16 protein-coding genes are annotated in these 13,386 nt (G+C 46.4%); 6 read left to right on the forward strand and 10 right to left on the reverse strand.

What is annotated here, in order from left to right; genetic code table 11:
• Positions 1-15: 15 nt before the first annotated feature.
• Positions 16-252: a hypothetical protein gene (locus tag LZT22_RS09435; RefSeq protein WP_233924915.1), complete on the reverse strand. Its 237-nt coding sequence runs from the start codon at positions 250-252 to the stop codon at positions 16-18.
• A 110-nt stretch (positions 253-362) separates the two neighbouring features.
• Between LZT22_RS09435 and LZT22_RS09440 the strand changes: the two genes are divergently transcribed.
• The gene (locus LZT22_RS09440) at positions 363-1,586 is read left to right on the forward strand and encodes a Coenzyme F420 hydrogenase/dehydrogenase, beta subunit C-terminal domain (protein ID WP_233924917.1); all 1,224 of its coding nucleotides are present in this window, start codon (positions 363-365) and stop codon (positions 1,584-1,586) included.
• Entirely contained in the window at positions 1,583-2,206 is a 624-nt protein-coding gene (locus LZT22_RS09445) for a 2-hydroxychromene-2-carboxylate isomerase (RefSeq protein WP_233924919.1), read from the forward strand. Before LZT22_RS09440 ends, LZT22_RS09445 begins: the two co-directional genes overlap by 4 nt.
• On the opposite strand, the gene LZT22_RS09450 is transcribed toward LZT22_RS09445, so the two are convergent.
• Positions 2,195-3,787, reverse strand: a complete 1,593-nt coding sequence (locus LZT22_RS09450) for a 4-hydroxyphenylacetate 3-hydroxylase family protein (protein ID WP_233924921.1) — start codon at positions 3,785-3,787, stop codon at positions 2,195-2,197. The genes LZT22_RS09445 and LZT22_RS09450 overlap by 12 nt on opposite strands.
• 74 nt (positions 3,788-3,861) lie before the next feature.
• Between LZT22_RS09450 and LZT22_RS09455 the strand changes: the two genes are divergently transcribed.
• Genes LZT22_RS09455 through LZT22_RS09470 form a run of 4 tightly spaced genes read left to right on the forward strand, consistent with a single transcriptional unit; the run spans position 3,862 to position 7,477 of the window.
• Positions 3,862-4,401: an isochorismatase family protein gene (locus tag LZT22_RS09455; RefSeq protein WP_233924922.1), complete on the forward strand. Its 540-nt coding sequence runs from the start codon at positions 3,862-3,864 to the stop codon at positions 4,399-4,401.
• A gap of 11 nt (positions 4,402-4,412) precedes the next feature.
• Positions 4,413-5,621, forward strand: coding sequence for an acyl-CoA dehydrogenase family protein (locus tag LZT22_RS09460; protein ID WP_233924923.1), 1,209 nt, complete (start codon positions 4,413-4,415; stop codon positions 5,619-5,621).
• A complete protein-coding gene (locus LZT22_RS09465; RefSeq protein ID WP_233924924.1) occupies positions 5,622-6,404 on the forward strand; it encodes an SDR family NAD(P)-dependent oxidoreductase in 783 nt (260 codons plus the stop codon).
• Positions 6,405-6,427: 23 nt separating this feature from the next.
• Complete coding sequence (locus LZT22_RS09470) at positions 6,428-7,477, forward strand: phosphotransferase family protein (RefSeq protein ID WP_233924925.1); 1,050 nt, start codon at positions 6,428-6,430, stop codon at positions 7,475-7,477.
• A gap of 15 nt (positions 7,478-7,492) precedes the next feature.
• Here LZT22_RS09470 and ureG read toward each other — a convergent pair whose 3' ends face one another.
• The 8 genes from ureG to LZT22_RS09510 are packed head-to-tail and all read right to left on the reverse strand — an operon-like array spanning position 7,493 to position 13,325.
• Positions 7,493-8,116, reverse strand: a complete 624-nt coding sequence (gene ureG / locus LZT22_RS09475; RefSeq protein WP_233924926.1) for an urease accessory protein UreG — start codon at positions 8,114-8,116, stop codon at positions 7,493-7,495.
• A 3-nt stretch (positions 8,117-8,119) separates the two neighbouring features.
• Positions 8,120-8,809: an urease accessory UreF family protein gene (locus LZT22_RS09480; protein ID WP_233924997.1), complete on the reverse strand. Its 690-nt coding sequence runs from the start codon at positions 8,807-8,809 to the stop codon at positions 8,120-8,122.
• Entirely contained in the window at positions 8,802-9,395 is a 594-nt protein-coding gene (gene ureE, locus LZT22_RS09485) for an urease accessory protein UreE (protein ID WP_370635213.1), read from the reverse strand. Before ureE ends, LZT22_RS09480 begins: the two co-directional genes overlap by 8 nt.
• 19 nt (positions 9,396-9,414) lie before the next feature.
• On the reverse strand, positions 9,415-11,118 hold the full coding sequence (gene ureC, locus LZT22_RS09490) for an urease subunit alpha (RefSeq protein ID WP_233924927.1): 1,704 nt from the start codon (positions 11,116-11,118) through the stop codon (positions 9,415-9,417).
• Positions 11,118-11,462 carry an urease subunit beta gene (locus LZT22_RS09495; protein ID WP_233924928.1) on the reverse strand — a complete coding sequence of 115 codons (345 nt, stop codon included), beginning with the start codon at positions 11,460-11,462 and terminating at the stop codon, positions 11,118-11,120. Before LZT22_RS09495 ends, ureC begins: the two co-directional genes overlap by 1 nt.
• A complete protein-coding gene (locus LZT22_RS09500; protein WP_233924930.1) occupies positions 11,462-12,109 on the reverse strand; it encodes a HupE/UreJ family protein in 648 nt (215 codons plus the stop codon). Before LZT22_RS09500 ends, LZT22_RS09495 begins: the two co-directional genes overlap by 1 nt.
• Positions 12,110-12,129: 20 nt before the next feature.
• The gene (locus LZT22_RS09505) at positions 12,130-12,432 is read right to left on the reverse strand and encodes an urease subunit gamma (protein WP_233924931.1); all 303 of its coding nucleotides are present in this window, start codon (positions 12,430-12,432) and stop codon (positions 12,130-12,132) included.
• 41 nt (positions 12,433-12,473) lie between these two features.
• The gene (locus LZT22_RS09510; RefSeq protein WP_233924932.1) at positions 12,474-13,325 is read right to left on the reverse strand and encodes an urease accessory protein UreD; all 852 of its coding nucleotides are present in this window, start codon (positions 13,323-13,325) and stop codon (positions 12,474-12,476) included.
• Positions 13,326-13,386 lie beyond the last annotated feature (61 nt).

The following is a 13,386-nucleotide window of genomic DNA, read 5'->3' on the forward strand; positions in this document are numbered from 1 at the left end:
CAGGGAAAAACAAGCTTATTTGCGAATGTGGGCGTGGCGAGCCGCGTCTTGCGACATTCCAGAGCCAGACTTTCCATCCATCGCTTCTTTTTCAGCAGTAATCTCTTTACGGCGTTCTTTACAAGCAGTCGAAATCTCTTGCAATGCCTTACGGGCACGGGTTGCTGATGCTTTAATGCCTTTTTCTTTGAACTTTTCATTCTCAGCTTGGTACGCCTCAAAACTAGCGATTATTTTTTCGTGATGTGACATTTTTTTCCTTTTAGAGCAAAACAATGAGGGACTACCAAATCAGTATATCGTGCTGCTATGCCCTACATTGGTGCATGAAAATAAAGGCATAAGTCGGGTATAAAGGTGCCATGACTTTGAACCTACAAGCCTCGGTTGATAACCCCTATCGGAATTTATGTACCGACTGTGGTATTTCGCGGAGTTCCGACCCTAAACGGTGTGGTCGAGCGTGCCAATTTATTCAGCCAAAGTACCCTGAATTAGAGACACAAATTCACGGTCGTGCCCGCGACCCACTGCGCCCAGATGAATTGCACTTTGGCCCTTTTTTGCGCATGTTGCGAGCCAGCTTAAAGCAGCCTAGCGCTGGCGCGCAATGGACCGGGATCACCACCCGCATTGCTGAGCGCTTACTGGAAACCAAAGCGGTGGATGCCGTACTCACCATGACAGCCGACCCAGAAGATAACTGGCGGCCAAAACCCATTTTGGTCGATAAGGCTGCCGATTTAGCGCAATGTCGAGGTATGCGCATGGGTTATGCCCCATTACTTTCTTTGTTAGAACCAGCAGCCGCTAAAGGTTATAAAAAATTAGCCGTAATTGGGATTCCGTGTCAGGTTTACGCGCTACGCGCTTTAGAAAAAGAATTGGGCTTTGATAAGTTGTATGTTATCGGCACACCCTGCTCTGATAACACCACTACAGAAAACTTTCATGATTTTTTAGCGCTCGTTACCGACCAAGCTGAAAATGTCATTTATCTGGAATTTCGGGCTGACTACCATGTTGAAATTCGTTTTAAAGATGGTACCAAACGTGAAATTCCTTTTTTACAATTACCCCTATCCACTTTGCCGAATGATTTCTTTCCTTTAACCTGTCGCACCTGTGTTGATTACACAAACGTCTTGTCTGACATTACCGTCGGCTATATGGGGGGTGAAGGTCAGCAGTGGTTATTGGTACGCAATCAAACTGGGGAAGAACTACTCAAGTTATTGGGCGATGAGGTGACTCTTACAGTACCAGGTAGTGCAGGTAAACGTTTCTCTGCTGTAAACGGCTTTATGAAAAATGTGAAATTGGCGGCGGGTGGTTTGCCACTGCGCAAAATGCCAGATTGGTTAAGGCCGCTTGTCGGTTGGCTCATGCCCCGCATTGGGCCACGTGGGCTGGAGTTTGCACGTGCGCGGGTGGAAATGAAGGCTATCGAAACCGTCTTACACTTACGGCGTGAACATCCTGCACGAATTGCCTCAATGGTGCCAAAACACATTTGGCCTTTAGTGGAACCTTATGATTTAAAGCCAGCGGCAAGTGAACTTCCTACCCCTAAGCAATCATTATGAAACCCCCAGCTAATTTTTACTACGACATTATTTCGCCTTATGTCTATTTTTTTCTCAAGTTACGTAAACCACTTGAAGCGCTTGTCGATCTAAAACCGGTCCCCATTTTTTTCCCTGGTTTACTGCGCATGCAAAATAATCGAGGGCCAGCTGAAATTCCTGAAAAAAGAATCCATACCTATACCTTCTGCGTATGGAAAGCCCAACAACTAGGGATTCCCTTTCAGTTTCCGCGGCGTCATCCATTTGCTTCTGCTGCTGCACAACGCTTATTACTACAAGAAGGTGCTGACTTCGCGATGATTGATAAAGCCTTTGATTTCGTTTGGGGTCATGGCGGCGATCCTGAAACCCAATGGAGTGAATTTTGCCTGGCGCTCGGTTTACCTGCGACCACTGCAAAACCAAGCACTGCAGAGATCAAGCAAGCTTTGATTGCCAATACTGAAAGCGCAAATCAAGCTGGTATTTTTGGAGTGCCCAGCGTTAAAGTCAATGAGCGGGTCTTTTGGGGTTCAGATGCCATTCCCTGGATCTTAGATTTTCTTGAACGCCCAACCATGTTTGCTGATGCCGCCTATCAGGCAGCAATTCATGCCGAAAACCCCCTACTCCCCTGATTTTTTAATGGTTTGAGGTAAGTCGACCATGATGGCGGTGCCTGGCACGGTACAGCCTTGATCACAACATTTGCCTGCTTGGGTGTTTTGGGTAATCGGTCGCTCTGCTTGAAGTTCAGATGGGTTGCGCTCATGAGCAAGCACACCGCGGTTCAGTAGACGTTCTACCAAGGCTACTTTATCGCCAAGCGGATAGTTACGATAAATTTCCCGTTTCATTGCTTCTGGTGACCCGCCACCATGCAAACTAATTACCGAATACCAACCACCTTGATACGACGCAGTTAAGTCTTCAATAAAGCGTGCGGTTTCAATGCGTTTGTCATAAGGAATAGCCGGGTTTGCGCGCAAGACATCGGCCAAGTTTGCCGCAGTCGCCGGATTATGATCTTCATCAGGCCCAGGTAATGCAACAATTAAACCACCAGAGACATCATGTGCAATGCGTTGCATATCGTAAATTTGGGTGGCTAATAAAAGCTTGCCAATATTGGAGTAAACCGCATCGGGCATAAAGCTTTTTGAAAACGGATCACGCGTCGCGTATACCGAGGCAGCTACACCACAAGCATAAAATCCTTCGGTTATTTTGATTAGATCAACCATTTGGTCGCGTAAATGACCTTCGTCTTCGGGATTAAAACCATTGGCTTCGCACATTAAGGCGCCAGCACCAATTAAAAGGTCACCAAAACCAGCGCGTGCGCCAATACAACTATGGCGATGATGCGTAGCATAAGAGTGCGTCAGTGCTCCCGAATACTCCCATTCATCAGCATAAAAAACTTTTTCCCAAGGCACAAATACCTTGTCAAACATAACGACCGCAGTAGATTGACCATAGCGATTCGAAAAGAGTGCTGCCTTCTCGCCAGGCCTGCCTGCAGGCCGCGCAACCATCGTGATGCCTGGAGCGTCGATTGGTACAGCACAGCAAACTGCAAAGGCCGCATCAGCAGCCAGCATATTGCGGCCCGGCATCACCAATAACTCGTGCACATAAGGCGCGCCAGTCACAATCGCTTTAGTTCCCGAAATGACAATTCCTTTAGCGTTGCGCTCAACAATATGCACATAACTATCGAGATTAGCTTGTTGATGCGGGCGTTTACTGCGATCGCCTTTAGCATCAGTCATGGCAATTCCCAAAGTTAAATCGCGCTCTTGTACCTCATGCAAATAGGCTAAGAACTTTGCGCTATTTTCAGTGGTGCCTTTGGCATCATCAATTTGCGCTGACACTTGATAAATTGCATTTAAGGCATCATGGCTTAAATAGCGTTGTGCGCATCCCGTTTCTTGACAAAGCAAACGCACTGCTTCTAATTTATTCAGTAAATCACCAGCACTCTGATTAATATGCAAAAGTCGATTGACTGTTTTGCCGCTGCTCTGCTCAGTTGCCAACATTAATGGCTTAAATTCCTCACGCAAGGCATAGTCATAGGTCACACCAATGGCATTAATCCCTGGGGCAAAACCGGGCTCATCCGCTACCGAGGTAACCAAGCGGCCATTCAAATATACCGTGGGTTTATAAGACCGCAGAGAATCGCGGTATTCATTTGCAGACATCAACATAGCGCTACCTTTAATGAGTAATACAAGTAGTGTAAACAAAGTCTACAATTGGCTCTAGAACCTGAAAGATCTTTATGTTGATCACTGCCAATAACTCTGTACTCGTCATGATTGACCTACAAAAACGTCTCATGCCGGCTATCGCTGGAGGTGAGTCGGTCTTACAACAATGTTTACGGCTTGGTCAAGCCGCCCAAATACTACAAGTGCCTATTATTGGCACAGAGCAAAATCCTGCGAGTCTCGGTGATAACTTACCGGAGATTAAAGCGCTCTGCCAAACCACCATCAGCAAAACCTATTTTGATGCCTGTCATGATGGTTTATTAATTGAACTAGATAAATTTAAACCCGCGCGTCAACAAATAATTTTAGTGGGTTGCGAAACTCATGTTTGTGTACTGCAAACCGTATTTGGTTTAATTGCAAGTCAGTATCAAGTAACGATCGTGGTCGATGCCCTTGGCTCGCGCCAGACGCTCGATAAGGAGACTGCAATTGAACGCATGGAAAAAGCGGGTGCCAATCTGGTGACAAGCGAAATGCTCATTTTCGAATGGTTGCAAACCAGTAATCGACCTGAATTTAAATCTATCCTTAAAATCATTAAATAAATCAAAATAATATGGATTTTTCTCTCGACCCCCAAACGACAGAACTGCGTGAACGCACCAAACGCTTTATCGCCGAACAAGTCATCCCCTTGGAAAGTGAACTTGATCACCATGCACATGGTCCAAGTGAAACCTTACGGAAGGAATTAATCGCGCGGGCTAAGAAAGCTGGCCTACTTACACCCCATGCCTCAATTGAATTTGGTGGCTTAGGCTTAAGTCATGTTGCTAAAGCCGTCATCTTTGAAGAGGCTGGTTATTCTTGTTTGGGTCCTACTGCACTTAATATTGCCGCACCCGATGAGGGCAATATTCATTTAATGGAAGCGGTTGCCAATGCAGAGCAAAAAGAGCGCTGGCTGCGCCCACAAGTTCAAGGCCTTACTCGCTCTTGCTTTGCGATGACCGAACCGCCCCCAGGGGCTGGTTCAGACCCTGCCATGCTCATGACTACTGCCACTCCCGATGGCGAGGATTATTTAATCAATGGCCGGAAGTGGTTTATTACCGGTGCAGATGGGGCTGATTACGCCATCATCATGGCACGCCTTGAAAATACTGCACCAAACAGTGCAGATGCCAAGTCAAGCGGTCCTGCTGCGACGATGTTTCTGGCCGATATGAAACAAACCGGTATTGAATTAGTGCGTAATATGGACGCGCTGGACCAATGTTTTACAGGGGGTCATGGTGTTATTGATTTTAAGAACTTACGCGTACCAGCTAAAGATATCTTAGGAAAATTGGGTGAAGGTTTTCGTTACGCCCAAATTCGTTTAGCGCCAGCCCGTTTAACCCACTGCATGCGGTGGTTGGGCCAAGCCCGCCGCGCGCAAGACATAGCCTTGCAATACGCTAGTAAACGTACTGCCTTTGGCATGCCACTATCTCAACATGAGGGGGTAGGGTTTATGTTGGCTGATAACGATATGGATTTACAGACTGCCCGACTACACACTTTGCATACAGCTTGGCTTTTAGATCAAGGTGAAAAATGCAACTATGAATCGAGTCGTGCAAAAGTCGTTTGCTCAGAAGCTGAATGGCGTGTCGTCGATCGTTGTGTACAAATTTTAGGTGGTCAAGGGGTCACAGGCGAGACGCCGATTATGCGGATTTTTACTGATATGCGCGCCTTTCGGATTTACGATGGCCCGAGTGAAGTCCATCGTTGGAGCATGGCGCGAAAATTGGTCAAAGCTGCCCAGGACAATCAATAAATGGCGCAAGATCTTTTCCGCTTAGACGGTAAAACTGTATTAGTGACTGGTGCATCTAGTGGTCTAGGACGGCACTTCGCCCTGCTTATGGCGCAAGCTGGGGCAAGCGTGGCTTTAGCGGCACGACGTATCGATGTCTTAGAAGACTTAGTTCAAGAAATCAATTCAGCTTCACCAAAGTCTGCGGATGTAAAAGCCAAGGCATTTCAACTCGATGTGAGTAATGCGCAACAAGTGAGTCAGTGCTTTGATCAGCTTGCTGCTTGGCATTTGCCGGATGTGATCATCAATAATGCTGGTGTTACCATCACTAAACCCCTGTTACAGCAAAGCGAGAGTGATTGGGATCAAGTCATCGATACCAACCTTAAAGGCGCTTGGCTAGTAGCTACCGAAGCCGCAAGGCGACTAGTAGCTGCCAACAAACCAGGCAATATCGTCAATATCAGCTCTATTCTCGGTGAGCGCGTTGCGGGTGGTGTTGCGCCCTATGCGATCTCTAAAGCGGGCGTACTGCAACTGACAAAAACCATGGCACTTGAATTGGCGCGCTACTCGATTAGAGTGAATGCTTTACTACCGGGTTATATTGCGACTGACCTAAATCGGGCTTTTTTACAAAGTGAAGCCGGCGAAAAACTCCGTGCACGTATACCAAGTCGCCGTTTTGGCGAAGTGAGTGATCTTGATGGTCCGATTTTATTGTTAGCGTCTGATGCTAGCCAAGCAATGTCGGGGACCTCAATCGCGGTCGATGGCGCTCATTTAGTCAATACCCTGTAAAGCTCCGCTAAATGAGTGTGCTGATGAGTACGTCGTTTAATCTGCCTGCCTTTTCTGCCTATCTGCGCAATCATGGCATATCCACAAATAACGACTTACCCAAAGATATCAGTGAAGCCTTAATCATTAAGCCAATGAGTGGCGGCCAATCTAATCCTACCTTCTATATCGAGGCAGGCAAGCAAAAAATGGTGTTACGCAAAAAACCCGCTGGTCACTTATTACCATCAGCACATGCGATCGACCGTGAGTACCGCGTGATGGCAGCACTTGCCAAGCAGGGTGTTCCTGTGCCGCAGATGTTAAGTTACTGTGAAGATGAGTCGATTGTTGGCACGCCTTTTTTCTTAATGTCATTTCTTGATGGTCGGGTTTTAACTGAGCAAGCTTTGCCGGGTATGACCACTACTGAACGCGCTGCTATCTATTCAGAAATGAACCGGGTGATCGCCAGTATTCATGCGGTCGATTACCAAGCAGCAAATTTAGAAAGTTTTGGTAAGCCTGGTAATTATTTTTCCCGGCAAATTACCCGTTGGTCACGTCAATGTAATGAATCTAATTTACCCATTAGTTCTGCGCTGCAACGTTTAATGGAATGGCTGCCAGCGCATATTCCGCCTGGCGATGAAACCACCCTAGTACATGGTGATTTTCGGATGGATAATTTAATCTTTCATCCAACCAAGCCTGAAGTCATTGGGGTGATTGACTGGGAACTTTCAACCTTAGGTCATCCGCTTGCCGATTTTGCCTACCAATGCATGGCTTGGCATATTCCACCTACCTTATGGCGCGGTATTGGTGGCCTAGATTTGACCACCCTAGGAATTCCGACTGAAGCGCAATATGTCGCTCAATACGCAGCTAATACTGGCAGAAATTCTGCTGAACATTGGGATTTTTATTTGGCCTATAACTTCTTTCGTATCGCTGCCATCTTGCATGGCATTGCCCAGCGCGTAGTTGATGGTAATGCTAGCGGGGAAGACGCGATTGCCAATGCCCAACGATCTGAACCCCTTGCCGAGCTAGGGTGGCAGTGCGCCCTCCGCTACTCAGCAAGTCGCTAATACGACTAAATTTTTTTATATTAATAAACCTTGCTGTTCAATAAAAGCAATAATTTTCTCTAAGCCAGTACCTGATTTAATGCTACCCATAATAAATGGTCGGTCACCGCGCATTTTTTTGGCATCAGCTTCCATAATTTCTAAGGAAGCGCCGACATAAGGCGCTAAATCAATTTTATTAATTACTAATAAATCAGAGCGTGTGATACCTGGGCCACCCTTACGAGGAATTTTTTCGCCCCCTGCCACATCAATTACATAAATAGTTAAATCCGATAACTCTGGACTAAATGTAGCCGCTAGATTATCGCCGCCAGATTCAATAAAAACGATGTCGGCTTCAGGAAACTGCTGTAGCATCCGCTCGACCGCCTCCAAATTAATCGACGCATCTTCACGAATGGCTGTGTGCGGACAGCCGCCAGTTTCAACTCCCATAATGCGCTCCGCCGGTAGAGCGTGAGCAACAGTTAAGAGACGCTGATCTTCTTTAGTATAGATATCATTAGTAATGACCACCAAGTCATAGCGATCGCGCATGGCTTTACAAAGCATTTCCAATAAAGTTGTTTTGCCAGATCCGACTGGGCCGCCAATACCAACCCGTAGCGGGGGATTTTTCTTAGTACGTTGCTTCATAAATTAAGACCTAAAGAGACGAGAATATTGGGTTTCGTGACGTGCCGACAAAATGGCAAATTGCGGTGAAAAATTACTTAAACCCGCTAGCCCCAATTGTGCCTGGGCTTGGGCCTCTGTCACCATAAGGGGTAAATGCGTACGCAGTGCGCTTAAGATTTTTTGTCCAGCAACTTGCCCTAAAGGGATTGTCTTTACTGTTGCGGCGACTTGATTTTCTAACCAAGTAAAGGAATACGCTGCCAAGCCATTATGCGGCTGAATGCCCAAGTGATAACAAGCATAGCTATGGGCAGTCATTAAAGAAAGTGGTTTTAGTAAAGTTAATTGCATAATGGTTTCGTCACCCCATCCCAAGGACTGTGCCAGTTGTAAAAGCGACCACCCCATTTGTTCAGTTTCAGCGCGTAACTCAGAGGTTTCGCGACTTGCTAGAAAATAGTCATTGAGCTCTGCGCACAGTGCGAAATCGTGTTTAGACCACGCGTTATGACTCATTAGCCACAAGGGGGCTTCTGACCGGGTAAACACACCTAAAAAAAGATCGCCAATCCACTGTTGTGCACTCACGGCATCAGATACCAAGGCGCTATCGATGGCCGCCTCTAAGGCCTGTGAGTAGCTATAACCCCCAATTGGCAAAGCGGGTGAGGCCAACTGCATCAAGGCAGCAATTTCTTCTAAATCAGTGATCATGATCGTGATCGTGGTCATGGGCACATTTACTGTGGTCATGATCGTGCACTTGATAGACTTTTTGTGCGAGCGCGTAATCGGCATCAAAAGTTTCTGCGTGGCTATGCCGATGGCCGCCACCATAAGCACCCGTTTCAGGTTCAAAGGGCGCCAATTCATGGATGGCCTCTAGACCTAACTGGGTCAACATCGCTTCCAATACGGTGTCGGGCTCAAGGCGTAAAAACCCCTTACCCACCTGAACAGGAATATGCCGATTGCCAAGATGATAAGCAGCGCGAGTAAGCAGGTGGGTATCAGTTGATTTGATCGTCATTACCGCCTGTGACGCCGCACTCACCCGAATCATCGAACCATCTTCAGCAACTAAAATATCGCCATCCGCTAAAACCGTACCGCGCGGTAAAAAAAAGTTCACTAGCCGTCCATCACTTAAGGTTGCGGCGAAGCGACTTTTAGTGCGCATTTCAAATGCTAAGGGCAATTCGCATGCGCGTTGTAAAACGGCCCGTGCAATTTGCCGTCCCCGTCCAGCGTTAACAATTTTCTCAACGCGTAATACTGGCGCAGTCAATTTAGTCATAGATTGATCAGTGGCTGACTTAAAAAAGGAAATAGCGCTGTGCCATCGGCAAGACTTTGGCGGGCTCACAGGTTAGTAATTCGCCATCAGCAATTACTTGATAAGTCTCGGGATCGACACTAATCTGCGGGAGCCAATCGTTATGAATCATATTGGCTTTACTAATGTTGCGGCAATTGCGGACAGCGACAACATTTTTTTCTAAACCATAAGCTTGATGCACTTTTGCATCTATAGCGGATTGCGACAGAAAAGTTAATGAACTGTGACGAATGCCTTGCCCAATACCCGCAAACATATTGCGGTAGTGCACGGGTTGTGGTGTCGGTATTGAGGCATTCGGATCACCCATTGCAGCAGCCGCAATGGAGCCGCCTTTAACAATTAAAGAGGGCTTCACGCCAAAAAATGCGGGCTTCCAAAACACTAAATCGGCATACTTACCCACTTCGATCGAGCCAACTTCATGGGCAATGCCATGGGTAATGGCTGGATTGATAGTGTACTTAGCGATGTAGCGCTTCACCCGAAAATTATCATGGCGATTCGTATCTCCCGGTAATAAGCCGCGCTGTAGTTTCATTTTGTCAGCAGTTTGCCAAGTGCGGATAATCACTTCCCCCACCCGACCCATTGCTTGCGAGTCAGAAGACAGCATCGAAAACGCCCCCAGATCATGCAGAATATCTTCAGCGGCAATTGTTTCTCGGCGAATCCGTGATTCTGCAAAGGCAATATCTTCGGCAATTGAAGCATCGAGATGATGACAGACCATCAACATATCTAAATGCTCATCTAAGGTATTAATTGTGAAGGGGCGGGTCGGATTAGTGGATGATGGTAAAACATTGGCCTCGCCACAAGCCCGAATAATATCTGGAGCATGACCGCCCCCAGCACCTTCGGTATGGTAAGTGTGAATGGTACGACCCTTGAATGCCGCTAAAGTAGTTTCGACAAAGCCAGATTCATTTAAGGTATCCGTATGAATGGCGACTTGCGTATCGGTATCGTCTGCTACACCCAAACAACAATCAATTGCAGCCGGCGTGGTGCCCCAATCTTCATGTAATTTCAAGCCAATCGCACCAGCGTCAACCTGTTCACGTAATGCTGCTGGCAAACTACCATTACCTTTGCCCAACAAGCCAATATTCATGGGATACGCATCGATCGATTGCAGCATACGCTGTAAATGCCACGGCCCTGGCGTGCAAGTTGTCGCAAACGTACCGGTAGCCGGGCCAGTACCACCACCAATCATGGTAGTTACTCCTGACATGAGGGCTTCCTCAATTTGTTGAGGGCAAATAAAATGGATATGAGTATCGATACCACCGGGCGTCACAATCATCCCCTCACCAGCAATGATTTCTGTTCCAGGTCCAATCACCGCAGTAACGCCAGGTTGAATATCGGGGTTGCCTGCCTTGCCAATATTGGCAATGCGACCATTCTTAATGGCAATATCCGCTTTCACAATTCCCCAGTGATCAATAATGACTGCATTGGTAATAACGGTGTCGGCACAATCTTTAGAAACGCGTTGACTTTGGCCCATGCCATCACGAATGACTTTACCGCCGCCAAACTTCACCTCTTCACCATAAATGGTGAAATCTTTCTCAATTTCAATCATTAAATTCGTGTCGGCTAGCCGCACCCGATCGCCAAGTGTAGGGCCAAACATCTCAGCATAAGCAGCGCGTTCAATTTTCGCCATTACAAAGCCCCCATCACGCGACCAGCAAATCCATAAATACGGCGCTCACCTGCTACCGCCACTAACTCAACAGTACGACTTTGGCCAGGCTCAAACCTTACCGCAGTACCTGCCACAATGTTCAGGCGCATGCCACGGGTTTTATCGCGTTCAAATTGCAATTGATCATTGACTTCAAAAAAATGAAAGTGTGAGCCAATTTGAATCGGTCGATCGCCAGTATTAGCGACCTCAAGTGTAATGATGGTGCGACCAACATTGAATTCAATTTCACCTGGCTCAATAAATAATTGTCCAGGAATAAAGCGGGGAATTTGAGCGCTACTGGGTTTAGATGAACTCATTAAGCCGCTCCAGCAAGAGTAACCATACTTAATTGTCCAAATAAAAATATCCCATAAGCCAATGTAGCTAGTCCTATACCTTTAGAAATAAGGGTTAATTTCCCACGTAGACTGGTTGCCAGCAAAACACCACAGCCATGCAAGAAAGCGGTTGCCAACAGTAAACCAGCAGCATCCTCTAATACCAACTGCATTCCCGCATCTGCCGCCACTAACTGCCCTGAAAACAACTCAGCGTGGGCAAAGCCATGAAATACTCCAAATAAACTGAACAGCAGCAAAATTAATTTAGGGGATAAATCACTTTTAAAAAATAATAATAGGCCCACTGTCATCACTGAAAAGGTGATGCCAAATTCAAATAAAGATAGCGTGACGCCGAGCAGGCCTGCAACTACCCCGGCTAGCATTCCCAGCATAAAACTGCAGGGCCCCAAGTAAGCTCGCTTTAAAGCAAAAGCACTCCAAAAACCGACCAATAGAATGACTAAGAAATGATCAAAGCCAGTAAAAGGATGCATTAGGCCAGCCATAAAATGAATGCCGGCATCATGTCCTGAGTGGGCTTGAGCTAAGGTCGAAAACCCATAGCTACTACAAATCATTAATAGTTGTAAGGCGGTTTTAACTTTTATTATTACTTTCATTTTCAATCGCTCACTTTTAACTACACAATTGGATTATGTACGGTCACTAATTTCGTACCATCTGGAAAAGTTGCTTCTACTTGTATATCTGGAATCATTTCCGGTATACCTTCCATTACATCGGCACGACCTAAAACTTGTTGCCCTTCAAACATCAGCTGTGCCACAGTCTTACCATCGCGGGCGCCTTCCATAATCGCTGCACTAATGAGGGCAATCGACTCCGGATAATTTAACTTTAAGCCACGTGCTTTACGACGCTCTGCTAATAAAGCAGCAGTAAAAATGAATAGCTTATCTTTCTCACGAGGGCTTAATTCCATATGCTTATTTTCCTATTTAGCGCTTACTTGATGAGGATATTTCATGATGCCCACAACCGTAAAGGTTTAGCTGCAACTCCATGAATGTGAGGTCTTAAGTTGGTCCAAGCATCTATTAATAGTGCGCGAGTCATTTCAATATTGTCCGATACCACCCGTACTAACAATACTCCTTGCTGTAAATACGTCACACCCCCACGAATATGATCATTCCAAGGCAATTTTGGGGTCAAATACTCAAGTAAATGAGCTCCGCAATTGGGGCCAAGCGCCCACAGTTGTCCCATAATCGGCCATGATCCCATTTGCGGTGATGACTTTAAATATGGGTCGGTAGCATCGAGATGAGCTTGCTCAATAAAAAGTAATTTTCCGTTGCGCTCAATTCGGTTTAATAAATGAACTTGTCCTTGATGCCAAGCTTCACCAGAAGCTTTTCGCCCCAACATCAGCGTATCCCAACCAATAAATGACGCTGACTGAGATAATTTGAGCTGTAACTTAACTTGGCAATGCGCGCCAGCAAAAAATAAATTTTCTTGCGGTAACCAATCTAATTTGGCCTCTTCACCCAAATTCATTTGAATAACTTGTTGAGAGGGGTTCCGAAAAGATTTGTACCATTTAGTTGCGCTTGGCGTACTTAAAACAACATGACTTTTTGGCCCAAGATCAACCTGAATATCTAACTCATCCCCCCCGGCAATGCCAGCAGGGGGATGGATGATGATCGAATGGCATATTTCCTGTCCCTCTGGATAGAGCGCCTTTTGCACTCGCAATGGACCCTCATGTTCAGCGCGCTTTAGTACCGTGCCAATCGCAGTATGTTCATAGCGCAGACTAAGTTTGGCCAGCCAACTCGGAGTTAGCGAGCGAAGTAACTGGGTCACTGCTTGAAGGGGGGCCAAAATCATTGCTGTACCGCTGCCTCACTACTGTATTGAATTAAAT

This window comes from Polynucleobacter sp. IMCC 29146 (genome assembly GCF_021395195.1).
In the GTDB taxonomy this organism is placed as follows: Bacteria; Pseudomonadota; Gammaproteobacteria; order Burkholderiales; family Burkholderiaceae; genus Polynucleobacter.

Coding starts and splice junctions, on each gene's coding strand:
- LZT22_RS09435 (WP_233924915.1), bottom strand. CDS start 252: ATGTCACATCACGAAAAAATAATCGCTAGTTTTGAGGCGTACCAAGCT.
- LZT22_RS09440 (WP_233924917.1), top strand. CDS start 363: ATGACTTTGAACCTACAAGCCTCGGTTGATAACCCCTATCGGAATTTA.
- LZT22_RS09445 (WP_233924919.1), top strand. CDS start 1,583: ATGAAACCCCCAGCTAATTTTTACTACGACATTATTTCGCCTTATGTC.
- LZT22_RS09450 (WP_233924921.1), bottom strand. CDS start 3,787: ATGTTGATGTCTGCAAATGAATACCGCGATTCTCTGCGGTCTTATAAA.
- LZT22_RS09455 (WP_233924922.1), top strand. CDS start 3,862: ATGTTGATCACTGCCAATAACTCTGTACTCGTCATGATTGACCTACAA.
- LZT22_RS09460 (WP_233924923.1), top strand. CDS start 4,413: ATGGATTTTTCTCTCGACCCCCAAACGACAGAACTGCGTGAACGCACC.
- LZT22_RS09465 (WP_233924924.1), top strand. CDS start 5,622: ATGGCGCAAGATCTTTTCCGCTTAGACGGTAAAACTGTATTAGTGACT.
- LZT22_RS09470 (WP_233924925.1), top strand. CDS start 6,428: ATGAGTACGTCGTTTAATCTGCCTGCCTTTTCTGCCTATCTGCGCAAT.
- ureG (WP_233924926.1), bottom strand. CDS start 8,116: ATGAAGCAACGTACTAAGAAAAATCCCCCGCTACGGGTTGGTATTGGC.
- ureE (WP_370635213.1), bottom strand. CDS start 9,395: ATGACTAAATTGACTGCGCCAGTATTACGCGTTGAGAAAATTGTTAAC.
- ureC (WP_233924927.1), bottom strand. CDS start 11,118: ATGGCGAAAATTGAACGCGCTGCTTATGCTGAGATGTTTGGCCCTACA.
- LZT22_RS09495 (WP_233924928.1), bottom strand. CDS start 11,462: ATGAGTTCATCTAAACCCAGTAGCGCTCAAATTCCCCGCTTTATTCCT.
- LZT22_RS09500 (WP_233924930.1), bottom strand. CDS start 12,109: ATGAAAGTAATAATAAAAGTTAAAACCGCCTTACAACTATTAATGATT.
- LZT22_RS09505 (WP_233924931.1), bottom strand. CDS start 12,432: ATGGAATTAAGCCCTCGTGAGAAAGATAAGCTATTCATTTTTACTGCT.